This is a genomic window from Gilliamella sp., assembly GCF_024104075.1.
Classification (GTDB): domain Bacteria; phylum Pseudomonadota; class Gammaproteobacteria; order Enterobacterales; family Orbaceae; genus Gilliamella; species Gilliamella bombi.
The window spans coordinates 1-22,145 of sequence record NZ_JAGGHR010000036.1 but is presented as its reverse complement, the minus strand read 5'-3'; the positions used below and the strand labels follow the sequence as shown (position 1 = coordinate 22,145).

Sequence of the window (22,145 nt, the reverse complement as noted above, 5' to 3'; positions counted from 1 at the left end):
CAAGGAGAATAACCGAAGAATGGTTAACGATTTATAACACCGAAAGACCGCATGAGGCATTAAATAACATGACACCGCTCGAATATAAAACATTAAAACAGGCAGCATGATTTTCTACGTGAGTTGTGTACTAAGTTTGGGATATTTACAATTTGATTTTTTGTCAAATAGACATTTGATAATTCTTTATAAAACTTTATTAATCGATTAATTGGATATAAAATATTTTTTGCTGTTTATTTTGCCAAGTGATTGAATATTTGAAAGAACCTGACTTCATTAAAGTTGCTTCTTGTAAATATGCCTGACATAGATACTGTTTATTATCATTATCAGTACGGAGTGTTTTTTGATTAACAATAGTCGGTCTTTTAAAACCTTCTCTTGTGTAAATTTCTTTTAATATATTTTCTGCATCTTTACTATCACATTTTGGCGGCATTTCATCTCCACAACCAGTTAATAAAAAACAGCCTAATAATGTAAATATAAATATTTTTTTCATCAGTTTTCCTTAATCAAATAACATTTTTAATATAATTAATCAGTTTTTTTGTCATTTTCTTGTTCTTTTTTACTATATACAGCATCCCCAAAAGTGAATCCCAGCTTAAAATTAATGCCACGATAATGTATCTTTTATCAAGGGTTGAATTGTATATATCAATACTTCTACAAAATTCACTAAAAAATAAGAAATATATAATGTTTTTCTATAAAAGGGCTATATTGCCCTTTTCTTTGCTAAAACGAATAACGAACACCAATAGTTAAATCAGTTGTGCTAAGTTTTAATGATGAATTTGAGCTATTATCATTTGTTGATACATTTACTTTTCCTCCGTAAGTATATCGAGCTTGTAAATCTGTCGACCAATTGTCAGTTATTTTATAAGAAGCCCCAATACCTGCAGAGTAGGCAAAGCGAGTTTTGCTTTTGGAATCTGTATCGGCATCCTCATTGTCTCCGCCTTTTACAAGTCCTGTTCGTTCATATTTCAAAAACGTAGTACCAACACCTAGTGATGCATAAGGTGTGAAATCAGTTCCTGTATCAATATCATAATAGGTATTTAACATTAATGTATTCATACGTGTTTTTATGCTTAAATAGTAATCAGCAGTTTGTGCATCTCCATCGTCATCGATATATGACACATTTCGCGAATTGGTATTTTTATTTAAATTGCCACGTTTAGTAAACATCAATTCAGTGCGAATAGGGATACTAAATTGAGGTTTAAAGTTATATCCAATTCCTACACCACCACTAAGGACAGTCTTATTTTGAGATCCAAATCTCAAATGACTAGAATTTATATCGTCCTCATTAAAGTGATGCTCTATACTTTTTGCTTTTAGCCAACTTGCACCTATTTGGCCATTAATGTAAAGGCCTGATGTTTCTGCATAAGAAAAGCTACTTATACTTGTTAAAAAAGCTATTGTAATAAACGATTTCTTCATTTTTATTCCTTATTTTGCCTAAATTGACTTTTAAAAGTATAAATTAAAAATATAAAACTATCAATAATGGATTTATTTATTTGTTTTTGTATCAATAAAGGATATTCAATAAAAAGACAAACATCTCGACAATAAATACCAATTTAAATTTTAGTTATGAGCAAAGACATTTAATGGCAAAAGTACCTGTATCTGATATAGATAAAAAAGTAGGAAAGCGCATACAACACTGTAGAAAAGAAAACAATTTAACTATAGCTGAGTTATCTGAACGAGTAGAGTTATCAACTCAGCAATTATCTCGTTACGAAAGAGGGATTAATAAAATTAATCTGGATCATTTAACTAAAATTGCACATAAATTAAATACACCAATAAGTTGGTTTCTTATTGATGAAGAACAAAGTTATATCTTTAATAGTTCCAATAAAGTAAGTGAAAACAAAACGGGATATTATTCTACACAAAATGATCTAAAAGCCCGTTTATTACAACGTTGGGATATGTTATCAGTTGAACAAAAACGGGCAGTTATCATTTTGATTGATACAATGTAATAAAAAATAAGTTTTTATTTTAAGATTTTAAAACTTTTTGGAGCTTTGTTAGACGTTTTTAGATGATAAGATCATATATATAAATAAGTAATTATTTCATCTTTATAGGTCATGATTTCATATATATCAATAACATTACTAATATTATCAGCACCTGTACTTCCTATTCTTAACAAAAAAAGAAGGTCAATCAACCTCAGTTATCATTGGGGATGGTCGGCTAAATCGTCTTCATTAATCATGGTGATATTTCTGTTTTTTATCTTTCAACGTAATAAGGAAATTCATTAGCTTTGCAAAGTATCATTAAATGCATAAATTTAAACTGGTTCTTAATTTTTAGTTTCATCAAAAGTATGATAAATGTAAGTTGTATAATGTAATCATTTATATAATAATTTTTAACAATAATTCGAGTTGTTTACAGTAGTAGTTTTTCAAGTTACTGTAAACAACTTGATGAATTCCTACACTTCATTTTTTCCCGATAAATAATCTGAAATAGATACAAATTTATCATTATGTAATACTAAGGTTATGATTAAAAAAGCTGATGTAAATCCCGCTAATGCCGTGCCAGTTACTCTTTGCGAATGTTTGGTTCTTCTTTCATATTTTTCTCTTTTTAAAGCCATAGAAATTATTAAAGCGATAATAATACAAGTTATTGCGATAAAAGGAATAAACATCTTTGTATAGAAAGCCAATATAAAATCTTGAATATTGTTATTATATAAAAACGTTGCTTTGGCGATAGCAACTAAGAATATAGCAAATGCTGCAATACAGACGTATAGCGTTATGTTTGGTGATACATTTAACCAATGCATAATGACAAAAAATACAACAGGTAATAGCACTGACGCTATCACAAATCCGACATCAGTATAGTTAGCAAAAACTGTAATTTCGCGCTTGTTACTTTTATAAATCCCATAGGCTGCAATTATAAGTAGTACAACGGTCGAAATAAACCATAATAGGTAGTTAGGTTCAGAGGTGTTTTGTTGTGTGATTGCAAAACTTGAAGTTGGCAAGATTAATATTGACAATGTAAAGATTATTGTTGCGAAGATTTTTCTCATTTTAAATATACCTTATGTCATTAAATATATTTTTATTTTTTAGTTTATAAAAGTTATTTTTAATATTTCTATTAGTTATTGTAAAAAATAATTAAGGGTACCAATATGTAAAATATTTGGGTACCCATAAATAGGTTTGGGTCAGAAAAGAATATTAAAAATCTTCATTTGATTGATTTTGAAAGTTTATAAGTTGTTTTTTAGGCAATGTAAAATTTACACCTAAACGGATATTATCATCTTCATCAGATATAACAATGAGCTCTGCTTGTCTTGCTGTATCAGGTATTCGGTGAAGTAATGACATATAATTATTGGCTTTGCCAAAAACACCTTGTAGAGAATCATTGCTGATAGCTATAATATTTAACGATGTAGAATGAGAAATAGCATCTAGCCAAAATTCTTCAAAAGCTTTTTGAGTAGCATTTTGACCTTTTTCTTTTATGATAGATACAAAGTCAACATTGTTAGAATCATCTGTAGCATAAATAATAGAAAAGTTCTTGCTTATCGCAGTCAGTAATGTTCCTAATTTATTACCGTTATCGTCTGAATCTGTTTCAAGATAAACAGATTCTAAAAGATTATTTTGGTTAAAAATCAGTACCATTGTCCATTGAAAACCGAGAAAGCTTTGGTTGTAACTTATCAGCTGATTTTGATCGTCAGGATCTTGTTCAGTGCTATATTGCTGCATTACTTCATTTTTAGGCATATTGTAATACAAATTTTTGTATAAAGGTGTTTTGGTTGAAGAATAGGAGGTATCAGCACCAACGGTAAGAGTAGTAAAAATTAGCCAACAAAAAACTAATAAGTGGCGTAAGTTATTTTTCATATTATTCCTTTCAGCATAATATTTAATAAACCGATAAGATCCTAAGTAGGATCTTATTCATAATTATTCAACAAAAATTGCAAATATTCGAGTGATAACTGTTAAACTTACAAATATTAATGATATGATTTTCCATACATTTTTATTATTATCATTGGTTGTGTTATAGACAGCGAATAACGTGGCTATTGACCAAATGATAATCAAAATATTGCCATTAAATAACCCTGAACTTGAACGTGTAAACATATCAACAATTGTAATAACAACGACAGGAAGAAACCAAAACAACCAAAATGTTTTTGCAAGTCCATATTCTCCTTTAATATATTTAATGTGTGAAGACATGCTTTTATTTTGTTGTTCTTTTATTTTATCTAGTAATGACATGCTATACTCCTTTTTTATTAGTTAACAATTTGAACAAAAAATTGGTTTTTATTTTTTTTGTCTAAAAATACAGAATATTTAACAGGGAATGCTCCATTACCACCAAAAGAAACGTTTGCTTGGCATAAGTATCTCTTTTGTTCTTTATCTTCGTTAAGTGTTAATTGATCGCTAATGTTAATAAAAGAAAGTTGACCGCCACCTTGTTTTGCCATTATTTGATTCAATAGCTTTTTTGTATCTTTGCTATCACAGCTAGGCGGCATACCATCCCCACAACCTGTTAAAAAAAGCCCTAATATTGAGATATATAGTAATTTCTTCATCATTTTTCCTTTTTTATGAATATTAAAAATTCAATTGTAGACTAGTTATTTTTATAAGTCTATAACTGGAATTAAATTAATAAAAAATCCATTAATGGATTTTTTATTAATGATAAGTTTGATTATATTAATAATGATATATGTCAAAATTTGACATAGAAAAGAATAATTTTTACTATTGAGTAGTATATTTATTTGAGGTGTTTTTGTTATTCTTCATCAAACCAATCCCAAAAATCAACGGGTTTAATAACTTCCACCATATTGCCCCACATATAGAGATACCAAGACATTTCAAGGGCACCGCCTGCTTTAAATTTAACGGTTATTGATTTGTCTTTATTTTCTATCATAGTTTGAGTTGGGTGGAAGATATAATGTCTAACTTCTTTTGCTACTTCAGGACTAAAACACCACTCCACATCGAAAGGTTCCTCTTTAAAGGTACCAAACATATCTTGACAGTAATCAGTTAAATTAAATGAATTGGGGATTGTATAACTAAGTTCTAAAATATTAATTTTTTCTATATTATGCAAAATAAAATGATGGATCTGTTGGCCATAATAATTATCGCTGTGCCTTGCTAAAAGGTAATGATTTCTTTCACTATATAAAATTCCGTAAGGCTCTAAAGTGTTGTGACTATATTTTCCGCTATTTTTGTTGTAGTATTTTATTTTTATTTGTTTTTTATTAAGCAAAGCTGTTCGTAATGTATTGAGTATTTCTACATCTAAATGAAACCTAGGTCCAGGGCGAAAAGCTAACCCTTCAATTTTCAATAATGCTTCTGTTTCATCTTCAAGGCTTCTTTTACGTTTTTTAGATTGTAATAAATTTTTAATCTTTGTTTCTAAACTAACTAGTGATTTGGCTTGCTCGTGTAAATTATGTTGCTGTAAAAAATTCACACTAGCCTGCAAGGCAGAAAGCTCTTGTGGGGAAAAAGTAAAAAGTGCATTCATCTGTTGAGATGAAATCCGCCATCGCTTGCAGCGTCCGTCTGTTGAATACTCTTCCATATTTGGAAAATAATCACGCAACCCTGCACACATTCGTTGTGCTGTTCGTAGTGATACGTTATAACGTCGTTGGATCTCATCTAATGATAAACCCTCAGCACTATTTTGTAATTCAAAAGCAAGATCAAACAAATCCCATGATTTTTCGTACATTTTTATTTTCCTACTCAGATATTAAACATGACAAAATCTGTCATTATTTTATATTAAGATAAACAATAATAATAACAAAGTAGATATTTATGATGATAATCAATCAAAAAGAGTTAGCTATAATTGATCAAGCAAAAAAAATCATGAAAAAATATATACAAGTAGGGAAAAAGATATCCACAATAGATCATGTTAAGGATTATTTTATATTTCATTTAGGATTATATGATTATGAAGCGTTTTGTGTTTTGTATTTAAATAGTCAAAATAGAATTATTGCACTAGAGGAGCTATTTCGTGGCACAATTAATGAGTCAAGTGTTTATCCTCGAGAAATTGTAAAGCAAGTATTATATTATCAAGCAACAGCCATTATTTTGGTTCACAATCATCCAAGTGGCGATAAAGAGCCTAGTTTATTGGATATTTTATTAACCTCTAAAATTAAAAATGCATTAGCGTTGATCGATGTTGTTGTATTAGATCATTTGATTGTTGCTAGAGATAACGTTATTTCAATAAAGGAAAATACAAAATATAACTCGATGAATCTGTTTAATTGATATTTAGCTGATTATCTGGCGATTAAAACACCAAAAAATCTATTAGTGGAATTTATTCGTTTTTTTAATCCTAAAAAGGTATTTAATTATTATTTTAATCTCAGACAATGATAGCCATGATTTTTTATATTAAATATTCCCAGCATGGTAAAACTAGCAGCGTCAAATACAGATAAAATAGTAGGTAAACGAATACAACAGCGTCGTAAAGAAATGGATTTGACCGTTGCTCAACTTTCCGAAAAAATCAATTTATCTCCGCAACAATTAGCACGTTATGAACGAGGTGAAAATAAAATTAACTTCGATCATTTTGTTAAAATTGCAGAGTACCTAAAAACACCAATAAGTTGGTTTTTTATTGATTTTGATACCTATCCTAACGGTTCGGTATTAAATAATAAAATAAGGGAACAGCAACAAAGTTATGAAATGAAATTTACCGACAAACAACATAATGACCTTGACGCTCGTTTATTGCAACACTGGCGAGTATTATCTATAGAACAGAAACGAGCATTCATACTATTTTTAGATACCTTAAAATAAATCTAAAAATATACTAAAACAATGAAATTCCCTCTTAAAAGTTACCGTACGCTAACAAATTTTTAAAATTAATTAACTTTATTATTCAATAGGCTATAACCTTGACGTTTTTACAGTAATTTTTACCGTCGATGCTCTATTGTTATTTCCGTGTACAGGTATTAATGGTAAATAAAACCATACTATTTATAAGGTAATACTCTGTATTTAATATTTGATGAAGGAAAACAAAGGCAATAACCTCTGCGTTATTGGCTATAAAGTTATCCGGTGTAGTATTACAACGCCATCAACCAATACATAAGAGCATATAGAAGACAAAGTCTGCGATTCTTGCGCTTTTGCAACTGAGTAGCAAAAGCGCTTTTCAAAAAAATAAAACTTACTACAACAAAAAAGTACTCTTCGCTAATCCACCTTATAGGTGAATAGTAATTAGGGGCTGTTGATCTTTGCTGTACATAAATTACTCAACAATACATTGGCAGCCACATTAACATAAATGCCAGTGATACCATACTGGCATAATTCCTTTCTAACTTATCGTATCTAGTTGATATTGAACGGTATTGCTTGATTCTAGCAAAGGCATTCTCGACTAAATGACGATAGCGATAAAGGCACCTATCCATACTGCTTTTATCTATATCCTTACCATAATTACGTTTAGCAATCACCGTTCGTCCGCCTTTTTGACGAACAAAGCACCGAAAAGGCTCGCTGTCATAACCTTTATCGGCTATCACTGTATTCACTTCATCGAGCCTTTCAACTAGGTTTTCTGCATAAGTGATATCATGTCGTTGTCCTTCAGAAAGCTCAAAACAAATAGGCAAACCACCACTATCAACCGCAAGATGAATTTTAGTTGAATTACCACCACAGCTCTGACCTATTTGCTCACAATGCTCCGTTGCTGCGCCTGTACTATGTTGATGAGCCCTGATAATCGAGCCATCTAGGAACACCAATTCAAAATCCGCTAGTTGTGATAAATGTTTGAAAATATCAACTAATATCCCTTTTTTAGACCACAAATTAAATCGTCTATAGACAGTGCTCCATTCACCAAACTCTTCTGGCAAATCTCGCCAAGGAATACCAGTTCTCATTCGGAAAAGGATCCCTTCAAACGTCATCCGATGCTCGGATTTATTATAAACTCGGCCGGTATTTTTCATTATTTGTAGTAGCTTTTCCCACCGTTTATCTGTTAGCATTGTTCTTGGCATGATGAATCGAGTTATGGTTGTTTTTTGCTGAATTATTATAACTCACATCATGCCGTCTAAAAAATAATCACGAAAGATCAACACGCCCTAATAACTGGTTCTAAACCATTGGGATATTTTCGCTCATCTAAATACCAATCACCTAATCCTTGGTAATCATCATCACGTTTACCAAACCAACCGTCATCAATGATAAAGCGTTCAACACCAATTTGAGCTGCCTTAGTCGCCATTTTCATAATGTAATCAGGGTTATGGTCAAAAAAGATACCTTCCCATGTATTAAGATGAACAGGACGAGCTTTATTTTTGGCGAATTTAATAATATTACTGCGTAGAAACTGGTGGAAATGTTGACTCATTTTATTTAAGCCTTCATCGCTATAGGTAGCATATAACCAAGGCGTACTTAAAGATTCACCTTTAGCTAGTGATATTTCTCCTGCATAATACAGAGCTTCAGCTTGAATAAAACGTTTACCGTTACTTTTAACTGCAACTTGAATGCGATGATTACCACTCCATCCCAAGTGGATCCCCCAAACTTCGCCAGTTTGTTCTTTAAAACCTTCGGTACCAACCATCATCCCAGGGAAATATTCGTGTGATGTTCGTCCTCGTCGATTTTCTTGTAAATAACCACAATGTGATATTTTAGTTCGATGAGGGAAAAATTCTTTAATCCAACGACCACTAAAAGCCATTAATTCTTGTGCCCGTTCAGGAATAGGTAACGTAATAGAAAAACGATTAACTTGATATGGTTCATCACCTAAATTGGTTAAAGTATTTTGACACTGCAATACACCACTTTTATCTAAAATAAAAAAACTGGTTAAACGAAGTTTAGCAATGTTATCTTCACTAATAATGGTAATGCTATTGTCAGTTTTATTAACTTCTTTAGTTGTAAAAACGGGAGACCAATCTTTACTATTTCGGTGTCCTTCAAGTCCTGGTGTACTAAAATTACCTAAACCTTCCTCTGGACATAGAGTAAATGGAACGTTGACATCTATACGGGAATTTGGTACAGCAGGGTAAAGCATGTCAATCATTTCAGGTTGAAAGTTTTGTAATCGTTTACCAAAATAACACAATTCGGCATACGGTTCAGTGCGAAAAAGGATATCTATATTGTTGTTGCTAAGACGATAATTCATAATGGCTCCAAATTTGTAATATTTCACTTATATAAAATAATAGCTATTTATATAAAATAATATTTTTAATTTCATATTTTGTGATTAAGATCTCATTAAAAATGTAAACGATTTCATTATTGAAGATCATATTTATTTTAGTTTTTAAAACTATTTATTATAAAATGAATATGCGACTTGCTATTATTTTATGTTATCATGAAACTATTTATAGATGCTTATTGGAAATATATGAAAAAACAGAATATTATTGCACTACTTTCGTTTTTTGCGATTTCTTTTAATGGTTACGCTATAGACAAATATGTGACTGATAATGTCGATATTTATTTGCGTAGAGGTCCTGGTTCGCAATATGCGTTTTCTAATGCAGTTAAAGCTGGAGCAAAAGTTGTTGAGCTTGAAAAAAGCGCAGATGGCAAATTTACTCGCATTCAACTTAATAATGGTAGCACCGCTTGGATTGAAACAAGCAAACTAAATGAACAACCTAGTTATAAAGAACGCTTTCCAGCGCTAGAAGCAAAACTAGCAGAATATCAAGATAAAGTTGATAATGCTGAGGCAAATCAACAAAAATTGTTAAGTGACTATATCCAAAAGTTGCAGACGGCTGAAAAATCTATAGAAACACTTCAAAATAAAAATGAAGCACTAGAACAACAAGTTAAGGAGCAAAATTCACGAATTGAATCAATGCTAAATCAAGTTGATGATAAACGCCGTGACCTTATTGTAACTTGGTTTACCTATGGTGGTCTTGTTGCTGGAGGCGGTCTTATTTTAGGGCTTATATTACCAAGAATTATACCAAGTCGACGCAAAAAAGATCGTTGGATGAGATAGATGAGTAAAATCTATCTTGTAGGAGGGAGTGTGCGCGATAAATTGTTGCACCAACCTGTTGCTGATCATGACTGGGTTGTTGTTGGCGCTACGCCAGACGAGCTTTTAGCATTAGGTTATCAACAAGTCGGTAAAGACTTTCCAGTTTTTTTACACCCTCATACGAAAGAAGAATATGCGTTGGCTCGCACTGAGCGTAAATCCGGTAGAGGTTATACTGGATTTATCTGTGATTTTGGTAAAGAGATTACATTAGAACAAGATCTGATTCGCCGTGATTTAACCATTAACGCCATTGCAATGGACGAAGATGGCAATATAATTGATCCATATCATGGCGTTGATGACATCAAACATAAAATCTTACGCCATGTATCGCCAGCCTTCCGAGAAGATCCTCTACGTATTTTGCGCGTAGCTCGTTTTGCAGCTCGTTTTCATCAATTCGGTTTTACTGTAGCTCCTCAAACTCTAGATCTAATGAAACAAATGGTATTAGCCGGTGAGGTTAGTTACTTAACACCAGAACGTGTGTGGAAAGAAACTGAAAAAGCATTGTTGACATCAAATCCACAGATCTATTTTCAAGTACTAGAACAATGTGGAGCGCTTCCATTATTATTTTCATCATTAGACTTAACAGACACTATTAGTGATGCACTAAAAAAATCTGCTATATTAACTAATGATTTAACAATCCGTTTTGCTGTACTGTGTGCACAGTTATCTAATAAATTAGCGGTCGAAGCATTATGTGCAAAAATTAAAGTACCTAACAACTATACTAAAGTTGCCGTCATGGTTCAGCAGAATCGAAATAACCTTGAACAAGTGCAAACCCTGACAGCTGAACAAATTATTTCTTTGCTAAATAGCATTGATGTATGGCGCAACCCTTCGCACCTTGAACAATTAATTATTGCAAGCCAAGCTTTTACTAAAACAACATCGTTTGCACAAGCAAATTATATAAAAGAAGCTTATAAAATCGCCAATGGCGTCAATGTGCAGCAAATTATTTCTGACGGTTATACAGGAAAACAAATTCATTTTGAGTTACAAAAAAGGCGAATCGAAGCGTTATTAAACTGGATTTGATTGCATCTTAATCAATCGTCACTTTTTTTCAAAATATCTTAAAAAAATAGTTGACGATTTGGCGTAACCCTAGCATAATGCGCCTCGCAGTGTTGGTTACGACGTTGCGAATGAATGGCTACGTAGCTCAGCTGGTTAGAGCACATCACTCATAATGATGGGGTCACAGGTTCGAATCCCGTCGTAGCCACCATTAGGATTAGGTAGTACTTTTACCGAAAGTGTTTAGTGCGGGTGTGGCGAAATTGGTAGACGCACCAGATTTAGGTTCTGGCGCCGCAAGGCGTGTGAGTTCAAGTCTCTCCACCCGCACCATTTAATCTTAATAACTATCCTTTATTGGGGTATAGCCAAGCGGTAAGGCAGCGGGTTTTGATCCCGCCACGCCCAGGTTCGAATCCTGGTACCCCAGCCATTCCAATATGCATAATTTTGGTATTTCATTCTTGATTTATATCAATGTTTGATGTGTTAATTATTCACTATTTTCATGTGAGCATAATGGAATTGGTAGATGTGCTAGATTCAAGGTCTAGCTTGGAAATATGTGCGAGTTCAAATCTCACTGCTCGTATCAAAAGTGATTTTCACTTTCTATAGTGGGGTATAGCCAAGCGGTAAGGCAGCGGGTTTTGATCCCGCCACGCCCAGGTTCGAATCCTGGTACCCCAGCCAATAAAATAAAACAATTAATTATGATTTAAAACTATTTGAAGATATCCCTTGTTATTAGCTTGATGGCGGTAGAATAGTAGTTCATCTTATAAATAGTTCAGCTCTGTGTTTTCCTACATGTAATGAGTACTAAAGTAGATTTAAACAAGAAAAATTGAGCTATTTACTATATTGAAATACTATTTTTTAAGTCAATTTAAATAGCTAGATTTAAAAAGGAAAAATTTTGATTGTCTTTTTAATAGATTACTCGAATTTTGGGAAGGTTTCGTGTAACTACTTTAAATATCATAACTTAACCCCAAAAAGAGACCACATTCAAACTACTTTCTTATAACTATCTAATTTAAAAACAAATAAAATCAATAGTCTATCTGAACGTTTTTATAAGCAAAACTTTCGAATTTTTACAATTACGGAAAGCTAATATTGCCCTTTATCAGCAATGAATGACATATATATTAAACCATTAATCAAAGTGAAATAATTCGATCAAACAGCGGATTATCAGTCAAACGATGCGTAACCATGATTAGTGTTTTGCCTTTACATGTCTGCTTTATCAATTGGATAATTTGTTGTTCTGTTCGTTGATCAAGGCTTTCTGTTGGTTCATCCATTAAAATTAAAGGGGAATTATGCAGTAATGCTCTTGCAATGCCTATACGACGAATTTCACCGCCAGATAAAGTACGCCCACCTTGTCCAATTAGCATATTTAAACCTTGTTCTGTAGTTAGTAATTTGTCCAATTCAACTTGATGTAGAACCTCAATAAGCTGTTGATCAGTTGCATTAGGATTACCAATGAGTAAATTTTGCCGTAAAGTCTCACTAAAAATAGTAATAACTTGCGGAACCATTGCAATGGCTTGTCGCAAAGTTTTTTCATCCAGTTGATTTATTGGAGTATCATTAAAATAAATATTGCCAGAGCTTGCCTCCCAAGTCCGATTTACTAGGCTTAATAAAGTTGATTTACCACAACCTGTTTTACCAATTATTCCAATATGTTCACCTTGTTCAACCGTTAAGGAAAAATCAGTTAATATCGCAAAAGGTTGATTTGGGTAGCTGAAATTAATTTGTTCAAATTTTAATTTTGCTGTAGTTAAATCTATCGCTTTACCTTTAGAAACAAATTGAATGTCGGGCGTTTGATTAAAAATAGCCGTTGTGCGTGTGGCAGAAGTAAGTACTTGCCCTAAAAAAATAAATGCGCCAGGAATTGGCATGAGTATTTCAGCACTTGCAAGACTAACAAATACAAATAGTGCCACTAAAGGGGATAGGGTGTATTGGGTAATTAGCCACAGAACAAGCAACGTTAAAAAACCAGCAATCAGCACAATCAATGCGCTTGATAGTGCCATTAATGTTGATTGACGTTGCTGGTTATAAAGCCAGTTTGATTCAAGCTCATCAAGTTTAGCACGATAGCGTGGTTGTGCATTAAATAGGATAAGTTCAGCTTGTCCTTGTAGATAATTAATTAATAATAAACGATATTCACTTTGTTGTTTAGCTAGTGTTTTGCCAAGTTGTTTTCCTGCTTGATAAAAAATGACCGGAACCACAAGTAAGGTGGTTGTAAGAATAATAGTAATAATTAACGCAATAAGTAAGTTTATATTTGCTAACCCAACAAACAAAACAACAATGGTAACAAGTGCGGTTACAATAGGTGAAAAAAGTTTTAGGTATAAGTGATCAAGTGCGTCAATATCGACAATAAAGCGATTAAGCAAGTCAGCCCGTTGGTAGTGGGCTAATTGATTGGCACTTAAGGGCAAAATCTTACGAAAAGCTAACGTTCTTAAATAAGCTAAGATTTTAAATGTAGTATTATGATCAACTAAACGCTCCATATAGCGAGCGGCGGTTCGAATAATTGCCGCAGCACGAACACCAGCAGCAGGCAACATATAATTGAAAGTATACAAACCTGCAACGCCAACAAAAGCGGTAGAAGCCAAAAACCACCCTGATAATGACAGCAAAAATACGCTGGCAAATAGGGTAAGAATTGACAAAAATAATCCCAATAAAATTTGCCCAAAATAGTGTTTATATAGTGCGATATAAGGGCGTAATATAGCTAGCATAAATACCCCTTGATATCACAGTGTAGCTTACCATTAGCCAATTGCCAGATTTGTTTAAAATCTTCCATGTTATCTGTTTGATGAGTAATTGTAATGCTATTCGGGGCAATGTGCTGCTGATCCAAATTTTGGATGGTTTGTTTATCTAAACTAGCAGTTGGTTCATCAAGAATCAATAATTGACAGGGTTTTAGCATTGCTCTGGCTAAGGCGATCCGCTGTGCTTGTCCAACTGATAAACGTACCGCATCTTCGCCAACTTGGGTTTTAATGCCTTGTGGTAATTTAGCAATAACTTCGGTCAATTGGGTTTTGGCTATCACGTTATCCAGTTCATGGTTGGTTGCATTTTGTTTACCCAATAAAATATTTTCACGGATAGTACCATTAATCAAGTAAGGATTTTGACCAATCCAGCTTACTTGCAGTTGCCAATCATTAATATCTAATTGATTAAATTCAATACCATTAATCTTTAGTGAGCCTTGATAAGGTAAAAAACCGAGTAGTACTTGCATTAACGAAGTTTTTCCCTCGCCGCTAGTTCCTATTAGAGCTAATTTAAATGGTGCTTGCAAACTAAACGATAATGGACCAACGATAGGTTGTTGTTCGTTAGATAATACAATTAAATTATTTGCTTCAATTGTTTTTAATGGTTCAGTCAATTTTATGTTTGTTATATTATCATTGGCTTGTTTTGGTGCGATTTTTTTACTTAAAAAACTTTCGATATTATCTGCTGCTGCGATTGCTTCAGCTTTGGCATGATAGTAAGTGCCCAAATCACGTAAAGGTTGAAAGTATTCAGGGGCTAACATTAGCGCAAAAAAACCAGCAAATAAAGTAACAGTTCCATTATATGCACCAAAATCGAATTCGCCTAAATACGAAAATCCAAAATAAACCGCCACAATGGCGATTGAAATAGAAGTAAAAAACTCCAATACGGCTGAAGATAAAAAGGCTATTTTGAGCACTTGCATAGTTTTAATACGAAAATCTTCAGAGGCAATGGCTATTTCGTTAGTTTGTTTTTCGCCTTGGTTGAATAATCGAATGGTATTGAGTCCTTTTAAACGATCTAAAAAATGACCGCTTAAATATGCGAGCGCTTTAAAATGACGACGATTAATATCAGCGGCTCCCATTCCCACTAAAATCATAAAAATAGGAATCAGGGGGGCGGTGCAAAGCAAAATTGTAGCAGCAGCCCAGTTAAATGGGAAGATAGCAATACAGATTAAAATCGGTGCCATGCCTGCCAATCGCATTTGAGGAAGATAACGGGCAAAAAAGTCATGCAATTTATCAACTTGTTCAATAAGCAACGTACTCCATGCGCCGATCGTGCTTTGATTTAAATAAGCAGGCCCATGCAACTCAAGTTGATCAATTAATTGCTGTCGAATTTGCTGACGAACTTTTTTGCCTATGGCAAAGTTGATCTTTTCGCGTAGATAAATTAAGCCTGCTCGACCAAGTAACACTGCAATTAGTGCGCCAAAAAAAGGTAGAATATCCACAAAATAGTGTTGTTCAATAATAATTTTTTGCAAAATTACAGCGAGTAATGCAGATTGAATAATAACTAATATAGTTAAAACCAAGCCGGTTAAAATTGAAGCACGCAAATTAGTTTTATGCATTTTTGCTTGCTGTTTTAACCAGCCAAGTAGATAGGTCTGGCGTTTTTTATCTAATGACATAAAGATCTTTACTGCTTATTTTAAATTATCCAAATAATGTTCTGCATCTAAAGCAGCCATACAGCCTGTACCTGCTGAAGTGATTGCTTGACGATAGACATGATCCATTACATCACCAGCAGCAAAAATCCCTTCGACACTGGTTTGAGTAGCGTTTCCTTGCGTGCCTGATTGTACTTTGATATAACCGCCATTTAGTTCAAGTTGACCTTCAAATATAGCGGTGTTTGGTTTGTGGCCAATAGCGATAAACACCCCTAAAACCGATAATTCTTCGGTAATATTAGGATCTTGTGAGCTACGGATTCTAACTCCAGTTACTCCCATGTTATCCCCTAAAATTTCATCAACTACACGATGAGTATGTAAGATAACTTTGCCTTCTTTAATTTTTTGATCTAAACGATCCATTAAGATTTTTTCTGCTCTAAAGGTATCTCGGCGGTGAATTAAATGCACTTCACTCGCGATATTGGCTAAATAAAGCGTTTCTTCAACTGCGGTATTGCCACCACCCACTACGGCAACTTTTTGGTTGCGATAGAAAAATCCATCACAGGTAGCACAAGCCGACACACCTTTACTTTTGAATGCTTCTTCTGACGGTAAACCAAGGTATTGCGCCGATGCGCCAGTTGCAATAATAAGCGCATCACAACTGTATTGCGTTTCGCTACCATAAAGCTTAAATGGCTTTGTGCTAAAATCAACGCGATCAATTTGATCTAAAATAATTTCAGTATTAAATCTTTCTGCATGTTCTTTCATCTTAAGCATTAATTCTGGTCCTGTTAAATCAGGAGCACCGGCTGGCCAGTTTTCAAGATCGGTTGTGGTAGTTAGTTGCCCACCTTCTTGCATTCCTGTAATTAACACGGGGGAAAGGTTAGCTCGTGCGGCATAAACAGCAGCAGTGTAACCGGCAGGACCAGAGCCAAGTATTAATAAACGAGCATGTTTGGTTTTCATTTTAAATCCTTACTTATTTTAAAATTTTGGGCAAAATTAACGCAATTTATTGCTAATAAGTCTAACATTATCAATCGTTATAATGTAAAAGAATTGTTTATTATAGCAATAGGTAATCATAATAGGCTTTTTTGTATTGCGCCAATTTTTATTAAACTAAAAGTTTATCTTTTTATTTTCAATTATTTTAAATACATTTATTCTTTATTTAAACTACATTAATTTTTGTTTTTGTTTTTACTGTTTAGAATATGCGATTTTCTATTCTTATATCCGTTATCTCAAATTTTTTTATTATTTAATAAGATTTTTTTGATTATTGGTTTAGTTAACATCCTAACAGTAGGAGAGAAGATGAGTAATCCTTCAAAAGAAAGTGTCGAAGCTGTACTTACAAAAATTAATTGGGCTCAAGAGATTTTAAATTCAGTACAACAAAATATTACCGATCCTCAGATTGGTAATATTTTATCTGGAATTGCCTTTATTATGGATTCAGCTTCATCTGAAGCCGAAGCGCTTTATCAATCAATTGAATAATTAAGTTATCTATTTTTATCAACACCTTCAATTTCCATTTTGTGATTGAAGGTGCCTATTGTTTAATTCGTTTCGCTGTTATCAGATAGATACGTTGTTAAGTCTGAAAGTGGCCAACGAATATGCGCTGTTGGTTCATTAATTCGATAACCAAAAGCTAAGCAAAGTCCTATCCCGAATGAGTCGCCACCAAATTGTGGAATATATTTTTCTAGAATCTTGATGACTTTATCATGATCGAATCCACCAATAGCACATGAATCAATACCACGAAATGCCGCTGCAGTCATCATATTGGCACTAGCGATATAGTCTTGCATTTCTGACCAGTGGTTGATGGTTAAACCGTCGGCTAAGCCTTGTTCGCAAAAATTGATAAATCCTTGACAGGCAATATCAATATCGGTTTGGTTATTGGGATCAGGTAAGGTGCGTGCAATTGTTTGTCGTAAATAATCGCTCTGTAACGTAAAATTATTGGCTTTGCGGTAAAGTACAATGACAAAATGTGAACAGCTAGTAACTTGTTCTTGGTTATAGCAAACATTACGTAATTCAACTTTTATCTTGTGACTATCAACAACCACAAAATGCCATGGCTCCATGCCAAATGATGAAGGAGATTGACGACCCGCTTCTAAAATGTATTTAATATCATCATCACTGATTTTTTTGGTATTATCAAATTTTTTACATGCATGTCTAAAGTCGAATGCTTGGGTTAGTTTGTCCATATTTTCTCCTAAGATTGGCTATTCCACGGGGCAACTTTTAACAATAATAACATACCGGGAAAGGCAAGAATAAAACATAACCAAAAAAAGTTTGTCCATCCTAAGTGTTCAACCATAAAACCGGTAGATGCATTAATTAGAGTTCTTGGCACTGAAGCAATGCTGGTAAATAAAGCAAATTGTGTAGCGGTATAAAGTGGATTAGTTGTTTTAGCAATAAACGCTACAAAAGCAGCCGAACCAAGACCGACACCAAGTGATTCAATCCCTATCACTATGGCTAATAACGTTTTTTGAAATATTCCTATTGTAGTAAAAGGTCCTTCTATCGAAAGCCAAATAAATCCTAAAATTGATATAACTTGGACAACACCAAAAGACCATAATGCTCGGTTTATGCCTATTTTGATCATCAAAATGCCACCCATTAATGCTCCAAACACACTTGGCCATAAAGAAGCATTTTTGGCAATCCAACCAATGTCGGGGCGACTATAGCCTATTTGTAAGTAGAAAGGCGTGGCTAAGGATGTAGCCATGCTATCGCCTAATTTATATAAAAAGATAAATGTTAAAATCCATATGGCTGTTTTAAGTCCATTTCGATTAATAAATTCACTAAATGGCTTAATGATGATATCTTCAAAAGTATGATTTTTGGGCGATTGGTTAATTGGTTCTTTTACTAGTAACGTCATAATGATAGCAGGCAGCATAAATAATGCAGTGATGATAAAAACACTATTCCAAGGCAAGGTATTTGATAATATTAGTGATAATGAACCTGGCACTAAACCTGCAATGCGATAAGCATTGGTATGAATACTATTACCAAGTCCTAATTCTTTATCAAGCAATAACTCTCGTCTAAAGGCATCAAGAGCAATATCTTGTGTAGCTGAAAATAGTGCAATAATAAAGCAAATGGTTGCTATTAACCAAATATTCAATGAAGGTGAAAAAAATCCTAATATTGCGATAGAAAATATAAGTATTATTTGGGATCCAAGCATCCAACCACGTCGTCTCCCTAAATTAAAGAGCGAAATGTTATCCATCAATGGTGACCAGATAAATTTAAAAATATAGGGAATTTGCGTTAATGAAAAGGCTCCAATTGTTTTGATATTAATACCATCACTTTCTAACCATGCAGGTAACAGTTGTAATAATAAATAAAAAGGAAGACCAGAAGCAAAACCTGTAAAAATGCAGATTAGCATCTTGGTCGTAAAAATGGTTTTTAAAAGTGAATTCTGCGAGCTATTCATTATTTAACTTTATTGTTAGTTTTTGGCAAAGTGTTATCATAGCACACAACATATAAAAAATAATTCAGCAAGCCAAGATAGACCGTTTTATCCAAAGTCATGTTTTCAATATAAGAAAGTTATGCGCAATGACTTTTTGAAAGTTAGAGATTCATTATTTTAGCTATTTTTTGTTAAAAAGTTTCAGGTAACTATGTGTTTCAGTATAAAATTAATGTCAATAATTAATTAAGAGATTAACAAACTACCATTTAAAAGGGGTGTAGTAATATGAAAAGTTCAATTAAAGTGGCTGTTTTTAGTAGTAAACATTATGATAAAGAACATTTAGAAATCGCTAATAAAAAATATGGCTTTGATATCGAATATTATGAACATAAACTTAGCTGTAAAACAGTGGTTACCGCCCAAGGTTATGACGCAGTTTGTGCATTTGTTAATGACGAAGTAGATAGAAAAGTACTAAAAAAATTAGCAAGTTATGGCATTAAGATTTTAGCGCTTCGTTGCGCTGGGTTTGATAATGTTGATTTAACTGAAGCTGAAAAGTTAGGTATCACGGTGGTTCGTGTGCCAGCTTATTCACCAGAAGCAGTTGCAGAACATGCAGTGGCTTTAATGATGACGTTAAATAGAAGAACGCATAAAGCCTATCAGCGTACTCGTGATGCTAACTTTTCGTTAGATGGATTAACTGGATTTAATATGCACAATCGTACTGCTGGTGTTATTGGTACGGGCAAAATTGGTCAAGCGATTATCCGCATTTTGAAAGGTTTTGGTATGCATATTCTTGCCTATGATCCTTATCCTAATGATGTTGCAGTTGAATTAGGAGCGCAATATGTTGAGTTAGATGAGTTATATGCAAAATCTGATGTGATTACGTTACATTGCCCTATGACCCCTGAAAATTATCATTTATTGAATAAAGATTCTTTCCAAAAAATGAAAGACGGCGTGATGATTATCAATACAAGTCGTGGCGCATTACTTGATGCAACCGCAGCTATTGATGCATTAAAGAAAACAAAAATTGGTGCTTTAGGCATGGATGTTTATGAAAACGAACGTGATCTCTTTTTTGAAGACAAATCTAATGATGTTATTTTAGATGATGTGTTCCGTCGTTTATCTTCCTGCCATAATGTTATTTTTACGGGGCACCAAGCATTTTTAACACAAGAAGCATTGTTAAATATTTCTGATACGACGTTAAACAATATTAAACAAGTTTCGGCAGGAGAATTATGCCCAAATATTGTTAAATAACAATAAATATCTTATGATGTTGTCGATTTTTAATTACTTAAAATATGGATTTTTTATGCAGCGTATTGCCATTTTTATTAGTACAATTTTATTGCTTGTAGCTTGTAGTAGTAATAAATCTTCAACATCTCCCATGAAAGAACACCGTGGACATGCAAATGTTAAAGGCGGTGTCTATCTCGAAAAAGAGCACAATCAATCTAAAACCGCTAGTGCGTCACTAGACATAGATAAAGAAAAATTTATTGATAGAATGGTTAGTAAGCATGGTTTTAATCGTCAACAACTCCGTAATGTGCTTGCTCAAGCTAATAAGCTCGATTGGGTAATTAATTTAATGGATAAACAAGCACCAAAAGCAACCTCGCCAACGGCACCAAATGGTGCTTGGATTCGATATAAAAATAAATTTATTACACCAAGTAACCTTCCTCGTGGTGTTGAATTTTGGAATCAATACCAAAAAGAATTACAGCGTGCTTATAATGAATATGGTGTGCCACCCGAAATTATTGTTGGCATTATTGGCGTCGAAACAGGTTGGGGGAGAGTGATGGGTAAAACTAAAATCATTGATGCCTTGTCAACTCTTGCCTTTTACTATCCAAGACGTGCGAAATATTTTTCTGACGAATTAGAAGATTTTTTAGTTATGTGCCGAGATGAGGGGGTTGATCCCTTTGATTTGAGTGGATCATTTGCTGGTGCTATGGGATATGGTCAATTTATGCCATCAGCATTTAGACGTCACGCTGTTGATTTTAATCATGATGGGCATATTGATTTATGGGATCCTGTTGATGCTATTGGTAGTGTGGCAAGCTATTTTAAATCATACGGTTGGCAACGTGGTAAAAAAGTGGCTGTAATGGCTGATGGCCAAGCACTATCACTTGATACTGGTTTTAGTACTAAATATTCAATTGAAACATTGGCAAAAGCTGGATTAAAACCACAAAGCTCATTAGAAGGACATACGCAGGTAAGTTTATTGCGTCTTGATATGGGCGATCGTTACCAATACTGGTATGGATTACCAAACTTTTATACTATCACCCGTTATAACCACAGCACTCATTATGCAATGGCCGTTTGGCAATTAGGACTTGCAGTTAAAGAAGCAAGATAGTCATTTAATGGTATTGCATCAAAACTGATAAGGTCGCTTTTGCGGCCTTTTTATTTATTAATGATGTTTAAAAAATGATTAATTTCATTGCAAGCAATAATAAAATATACCAAAGAATTTAATTAATTTTTTAATCGATAATTTTTGTGCAAGTTATGCACCTACTTTAGCCATCGAGATGCTTGCTAGCATAATAACTAATACGTCACCACCAAAATACTAGCTAATAATCTAGCCAAGGATCCTATCAAAAGGAAGATAATAAACTTAAAAATCATATTCAATCCTTAGAGTAGAGGAAACCAATCTGTATAATTGTTTTGTAAATACCACAAACTTAGTACACAACTTACGTAGAAAATAATACTACCTGTTTTAATGTTTTATATTCGGGCGGTGTCATGTTATTTAATGCCTCATGCGGTCTTTCGGTGTTATAAATCGTT

Annotated in this window: 23 protein-coding genes and 5 tRNA genes; 14 read left to right on the top strand and 14 right to left on the bottom strand. The window is 33.4% G+C overall.

Annotated elements, in window-relative coordinates; all coding sequences use genetic code 11:
- Nucleotides 1-110: integrase core domain-containing protein (locus tag J6569_RS09535; RefSeq protein WP_296300942.1), on the top strand; the 110-nt coding region annotated here is incomplete at its 5' end.
- Nucleotides 111-199: 89 nt separating this feature from the next.
- Here J6569_RS09535 and J6569_RS09530 read toward each other — a convergent pair.
- Together J6569_RS09530 and J6569_RS09525 are read right to left on the bottom strand one after the other, a co-directional pair.
- Nucleotides 200-505 carry a hypothetical protein gene (locus J6569_RS09530; protein WP_296300941.1) on the bottom strand — a complete coding sequence of 102 codons (306 nt, stop codon included), beginning with the start codon at nucleotides 503-505 and terminating at the stop codon, nucleotides 200-202.
- A gap of 239 nt (nucleotides 506-744) precedes the next feature.
- A complete protein-coding gene (locus tag J6569_RS09525; RefSeq protein ID WP_296300939.1) occupies nucleotides 745-1,467 on the bottom strand; it encodes an outer membrane beta-barrel protein in 723 nt (240 codons plus the stop codon).
- 173 nt (nucleotides 1,468-1,640) lie between these two features.
- On the opposite strand from J6569_RS09525, the gene J6569_RS09520 reads away from it, so the two are divergent.
- Complete coding sequence (locus J6569_RS09520) at nucleotides 1,641-2,024, top strand: helix-turn-helix transcriptional regulator (protein WP_174799425.1); 384 nt, start codon at nucleotides 1,641-1,643, stop codon at nucleotides 2,022-2,024.
- Nucleotides 2,025-2,491: 467 nt separating this feature from the next.
- On the opposite strand, the gene J6569_RS09515 is transcribed toward J6569_RS09520, so the two are convergent.
- The 5 genes from J6569_RS09515 to J6569_RS09495 form a co-directional block, all read right to left on the bottom strand.
- Nucleotides 2,492-3,109: a hypothetical protein gene (locus J6569_RS09515; protein ID WP_065589320.1), complete on the bottom strand. Its 618-nt coding sequence runs from the start codon at nucleotides 3,107-3,109 to the stop codon at nucleotides 2,492-2,494.
- Nucleotides 3,110-3,263: 154 nt separating this feature from the next.
- Nucleotides 3,264-3,950 (bottom strand): hypothetical protein, encoded by a 687-nt coding sequence (locus tag J6569_RS09510; RefSeq protein WP_065589319.1) that lies wholly within the window; start codon nucleotides 3,948-3,950, stop codon nucleotides 3,264-3,266.
- A gap of 63 nt (nucleotides 3,951-4,013) precedes the next feature.
- The gene (locus J6569_RS09505) at nucleotides 4,014-4,340 is read right to left on the bottom strand and encodes a hypothetical protein (RefSeq protein WP_065589318.1); all 327 of its coding nucleotides are present in this window, start codon (nucleotides 4,338-4,340) and stop codon (nucleotides 4,014-4,016) included.
- A 17-nt stretch (nucleotides 4,341-4,357) separates the two neighbouring features.
- Complete coding sequence (locus tag J6569_RS09500; RefSeq protein WP_065589317.1) at nucleotides 4,358-4,666, bottom strand: hypothetical protein; 309 nt, start codon at nucleotides 4,664-4,666, stop codon at nucleotides 4,358-4,360.
- Nucleotides 4,667-4,875: 209 nt separating this feature from the next.
- Nucleotides 4,876-5,844, bottom strand: a complete 969-nt coding sequence (locus J6569_RS09495; RefSeq protein WP_174799427.1) for a WYL domain-containing protein — start codon at nucleotides 5,842-5,844, stop codon at nucleotides 4,876-4,878.
- Nucleotides 5,845-5,933: 89 nt separating this feature from the next.
- Between J6569_RS09495 and radC the strand changes: the two genes are divergently transcribed.
- Together radC and J6569_RS09485 are read left to right on the top strand one after the other, a co-directional pair.
- The gene (gene radC / locus J6569_RS09490) at nucleotides 5,934-6,407 is read left to right on the top strand and encodes a DNA repair protein RadC (RefSeq protein WP_081296755.1); all 474 of its coding nucleotides are present in this window, start codon (nucleotides 5,934-5,936) and stop codon (nucleotides 6,405-6,407) included.
- 144 nt (nucleotides 6,408-6,551) lie between these two features.
- Nucleotides 6,552-6,956 (top strand): helix-turn-helix domain-containing protein, encoded by a 405-nt coding sequence (locus tag J6569_RS09485; protein ID WP_174799428.1) that lies wholly within the window; start codon nucleotides 6,552-6,554, stop codon nucleotides 6,954-6,956.
- A 470-nt stretch (nucleotides 6,957-7,426) separates the two neighbouring features.
- Here J6569_RS09485 and J6569_RS09480 read toward each other — a convergent pair whose 3' ends face one another.
- Nucleotides 7,427-8,188: an IS5 family transposase gene (locus J6569_RS09480; RefSeq protein WP_296318325.1), complete on the bottom strand. Its 762-nt coding sequence runs from the start codon at nucleotides 8,186-8,188 to the stop codon at nucleotides 7,427-7,429.
- Between the two features lie 77 nt (nucleotides 8,189-8,265).
- The gene (locus J6569_RS09475) at nucleotides 8,266-9,351 is read right to left on the bottom strand and encodes a glycoside hydrolase family 36 N-terminal domain-containing protein (RefSeq protein ID WP_296318324.1); all 1,086 of its coding nucleotides are present in this window, start codon (nucleotides 9,349-9,351) and stop codon (nucleotides 8,266-8,268) included.
- A 231-nt stretch (nucleotides 9,352-9,582) separates the two neighbouring features.
- Between J6569_RS09475 and J6569_RS09470 the strand changes: the two genes are divergently transcribed.
- The 7 genes from J6569_RS09470 to J6569_RS09440 all read left to right on the top strand — a co-directional run bounded on the left by J6569_RS09470 (nucleotide 9,583) and on the right by J6569_RS09440 (nucleotide 11,970).
- Nucleotides 9,583-10,197 (top strand): TIGR04211 family SH3 domain-containing protein, encoded by a 615-nt coding sequence (locus J6569_RS09470; protein WP_296300754.1) that lies wholly within the window; start codon nucleotides 9,583-9,585, stop codon nucleotides 10,195-10,197.
- Nucleotides 10,198-11,295, top strand: coding sequence for a multifunctional CCA addition/repair protein (locus J6569_RS09465; protein WP_034909661.1), 1,098 nt, complete (start codon nucleotides 10,198-10,200; stop codon nucleotides 11,293-11,295).
- Nucleotides 11,296-11,411: 116 nt separating this feature from the next.
- A tRNA-Met gene (locus tag J6569_RS09460) sits at nucleotides 11,412-11,488 on the top strand.
- A 37-nt stretch (nucleotides 11,489-11,525) separates the two neighbouring features.
- A tRNA-Leu gene (locus J6569_RS09455) sits at nucleotides 11,526-11,610 on the top strand.
- A 25-nt stretch (nucleotides 11,611-11,635) separates the two neighbouring features.
- A tRNA-Gln gene (locus tag J6569_RS09450) sits at nucleotides 11,636-11,710 on the top strand.
- A gap of 77 nt (nucleotides 11,711-11,787) precedes the next feature.
- Nucleotides 11,788-11,869 (top strand) — tRNA-Leu (locus J6569_RS09445).
- A 26-nt stretch (nucleotides 11,870-11,895) separates the two neighbouring features.
- Nucleotides 11,896-11,970, top strand: a tRNA-Gln gene (locus J6569_RS09440).
- A gap of 473 nt (nucleotides 11,971-12,443) precedes the next feature.
- On the opposite strand, the gene cydC is transcribed toward J6569_RS09440, so the two are convergent.
- The 3 genes from cydC to trxB are packed head-to-tail and all read right to left on the bottom strand — an operon-like array spanning nucleotide 12,444 to nucleotide 16,753.
- Nucleotides 12,444-14,075: a cysteine/glutathione ABC transporter ATP-binding protein/permease CydC gene (gene cydC, locus J6569_RS09435; RefSeq protein ID WP_296318323.1), complete on the bottom strand. Its 1,632-nt coding sequence runs from the start codon at nucleotides 14,073-14,075 to the stop codon at nucleotides 12,444-12,446.
- A complete protein-coding gene (cydD, locus tag J6569_RS09430) occupies nucleotides 14,069-15,784 on the bottom strand; it encodes a cysteine/glutathione ABC transporter permease/ATP-binding protein CydD (protein ID WP_296318322.1) in 1,716 nt (571 codons plus the stop codon). The genes cydC and cydD overlap by 7 nt, the downstream gene beginning before the upstream one ends.
- Before the next feature lie 15 nt (nucleotides 15,785-15,799).
- Nucleotides 15,800-16,753, bottom strand: coding sequence for a thioredoxin-disulfide reductase (gene trxB / locus J6569_RS09425; RefSeq protein ID WP_085164663.1), 954 nt, complete (start codon nucleotides 16,751-16,753; stop codon nucleotides 15,800-15,802).
- Nucleotides 16,754-17,107: 354 nt separating this feature from the next.
- On the opposite strand from trxB, the gene J6569_RS09420 reads away from it, so the two are divergent.
- A complete protein-coding gene (locus J6569_RS09420) occupies nucleotides 17,108-17,293 on the top strand; it encodes a hypothetical protein (RefSeq protein ID WP_034909658.1) in 186 nt (61 codons plus the stop codon).
- A 62-nt stretch (nucleotides 17,294-17,355) separates the two neighbouring features.
- Here J6569_RS09420 and J6569_RS09415 read toward each other — a convergent pair whose 3' ends face one another.
- Together J6569_RS09415 and J6569_RS09410 are read right to left on the bottom strand one after the other, a co-directional pair.
- A complete protein-coding gene (locus J6569_RS09415) occupies nucleotides 17,356-18,027 on the bottom strand; it encodes an NAD(P)H-dependent oxidoreductase (protein ID WP_075524141.1) in 672 nt (223 codons plus the stop codon).
- Nucleotides 18,028-18,035: 8 nt separating this feature from the next.
- Nucleotides 18,036-19,298, bottom strand: coding sequence for an AmpG family muropeptide MFS transporter (locus J6569_RS09410; RefSeq protein ID WP_296318321.1), 1,263 nt, complete (start codon nucleotides 19,296-19,298; stop codon nucleotides 18,036-18,038).
- Between the two features lie 282 nt (nucleotides 19,299-19,580).
- Here J6569_RS09410 and J6569_RS09405 point away from each other — a divergent pair, with 282 nt between their 5' ends.
- Both J6569_RS09405 and mltB read left to right on the top strand, forming a co-directional pair.
- The gene (locus tag J6569_RS09405; RefSeq protein WP_366941261.1) at nucleotides 19,581-20,570 is read left to right on the top strand and encodes a 2-hydroxyacid dehydrogenase; all 990 of its coding nucleotides are present in this window, start codon (nucleotides 19,581-19,583) and stop codon (nucleotides 20,568-20,570) included.
- 55 nt (nucleotides 20,571-20,625) lie between these two features.
- Nucleotides 20,626-21,699, top strand: a complete 1,074-nt coding sequence (gene mltB, locus J6569_RS09400) for a lytic murein transglycosylase B (RefSeq protein ID WP_065589563.1) — start codon at nucleotides 20,626-20,628, stop codon at nucleotides 21,697-21,699.
- Nucleotides 21,700-22,145 lie beyond the last annotated feature (446 nt).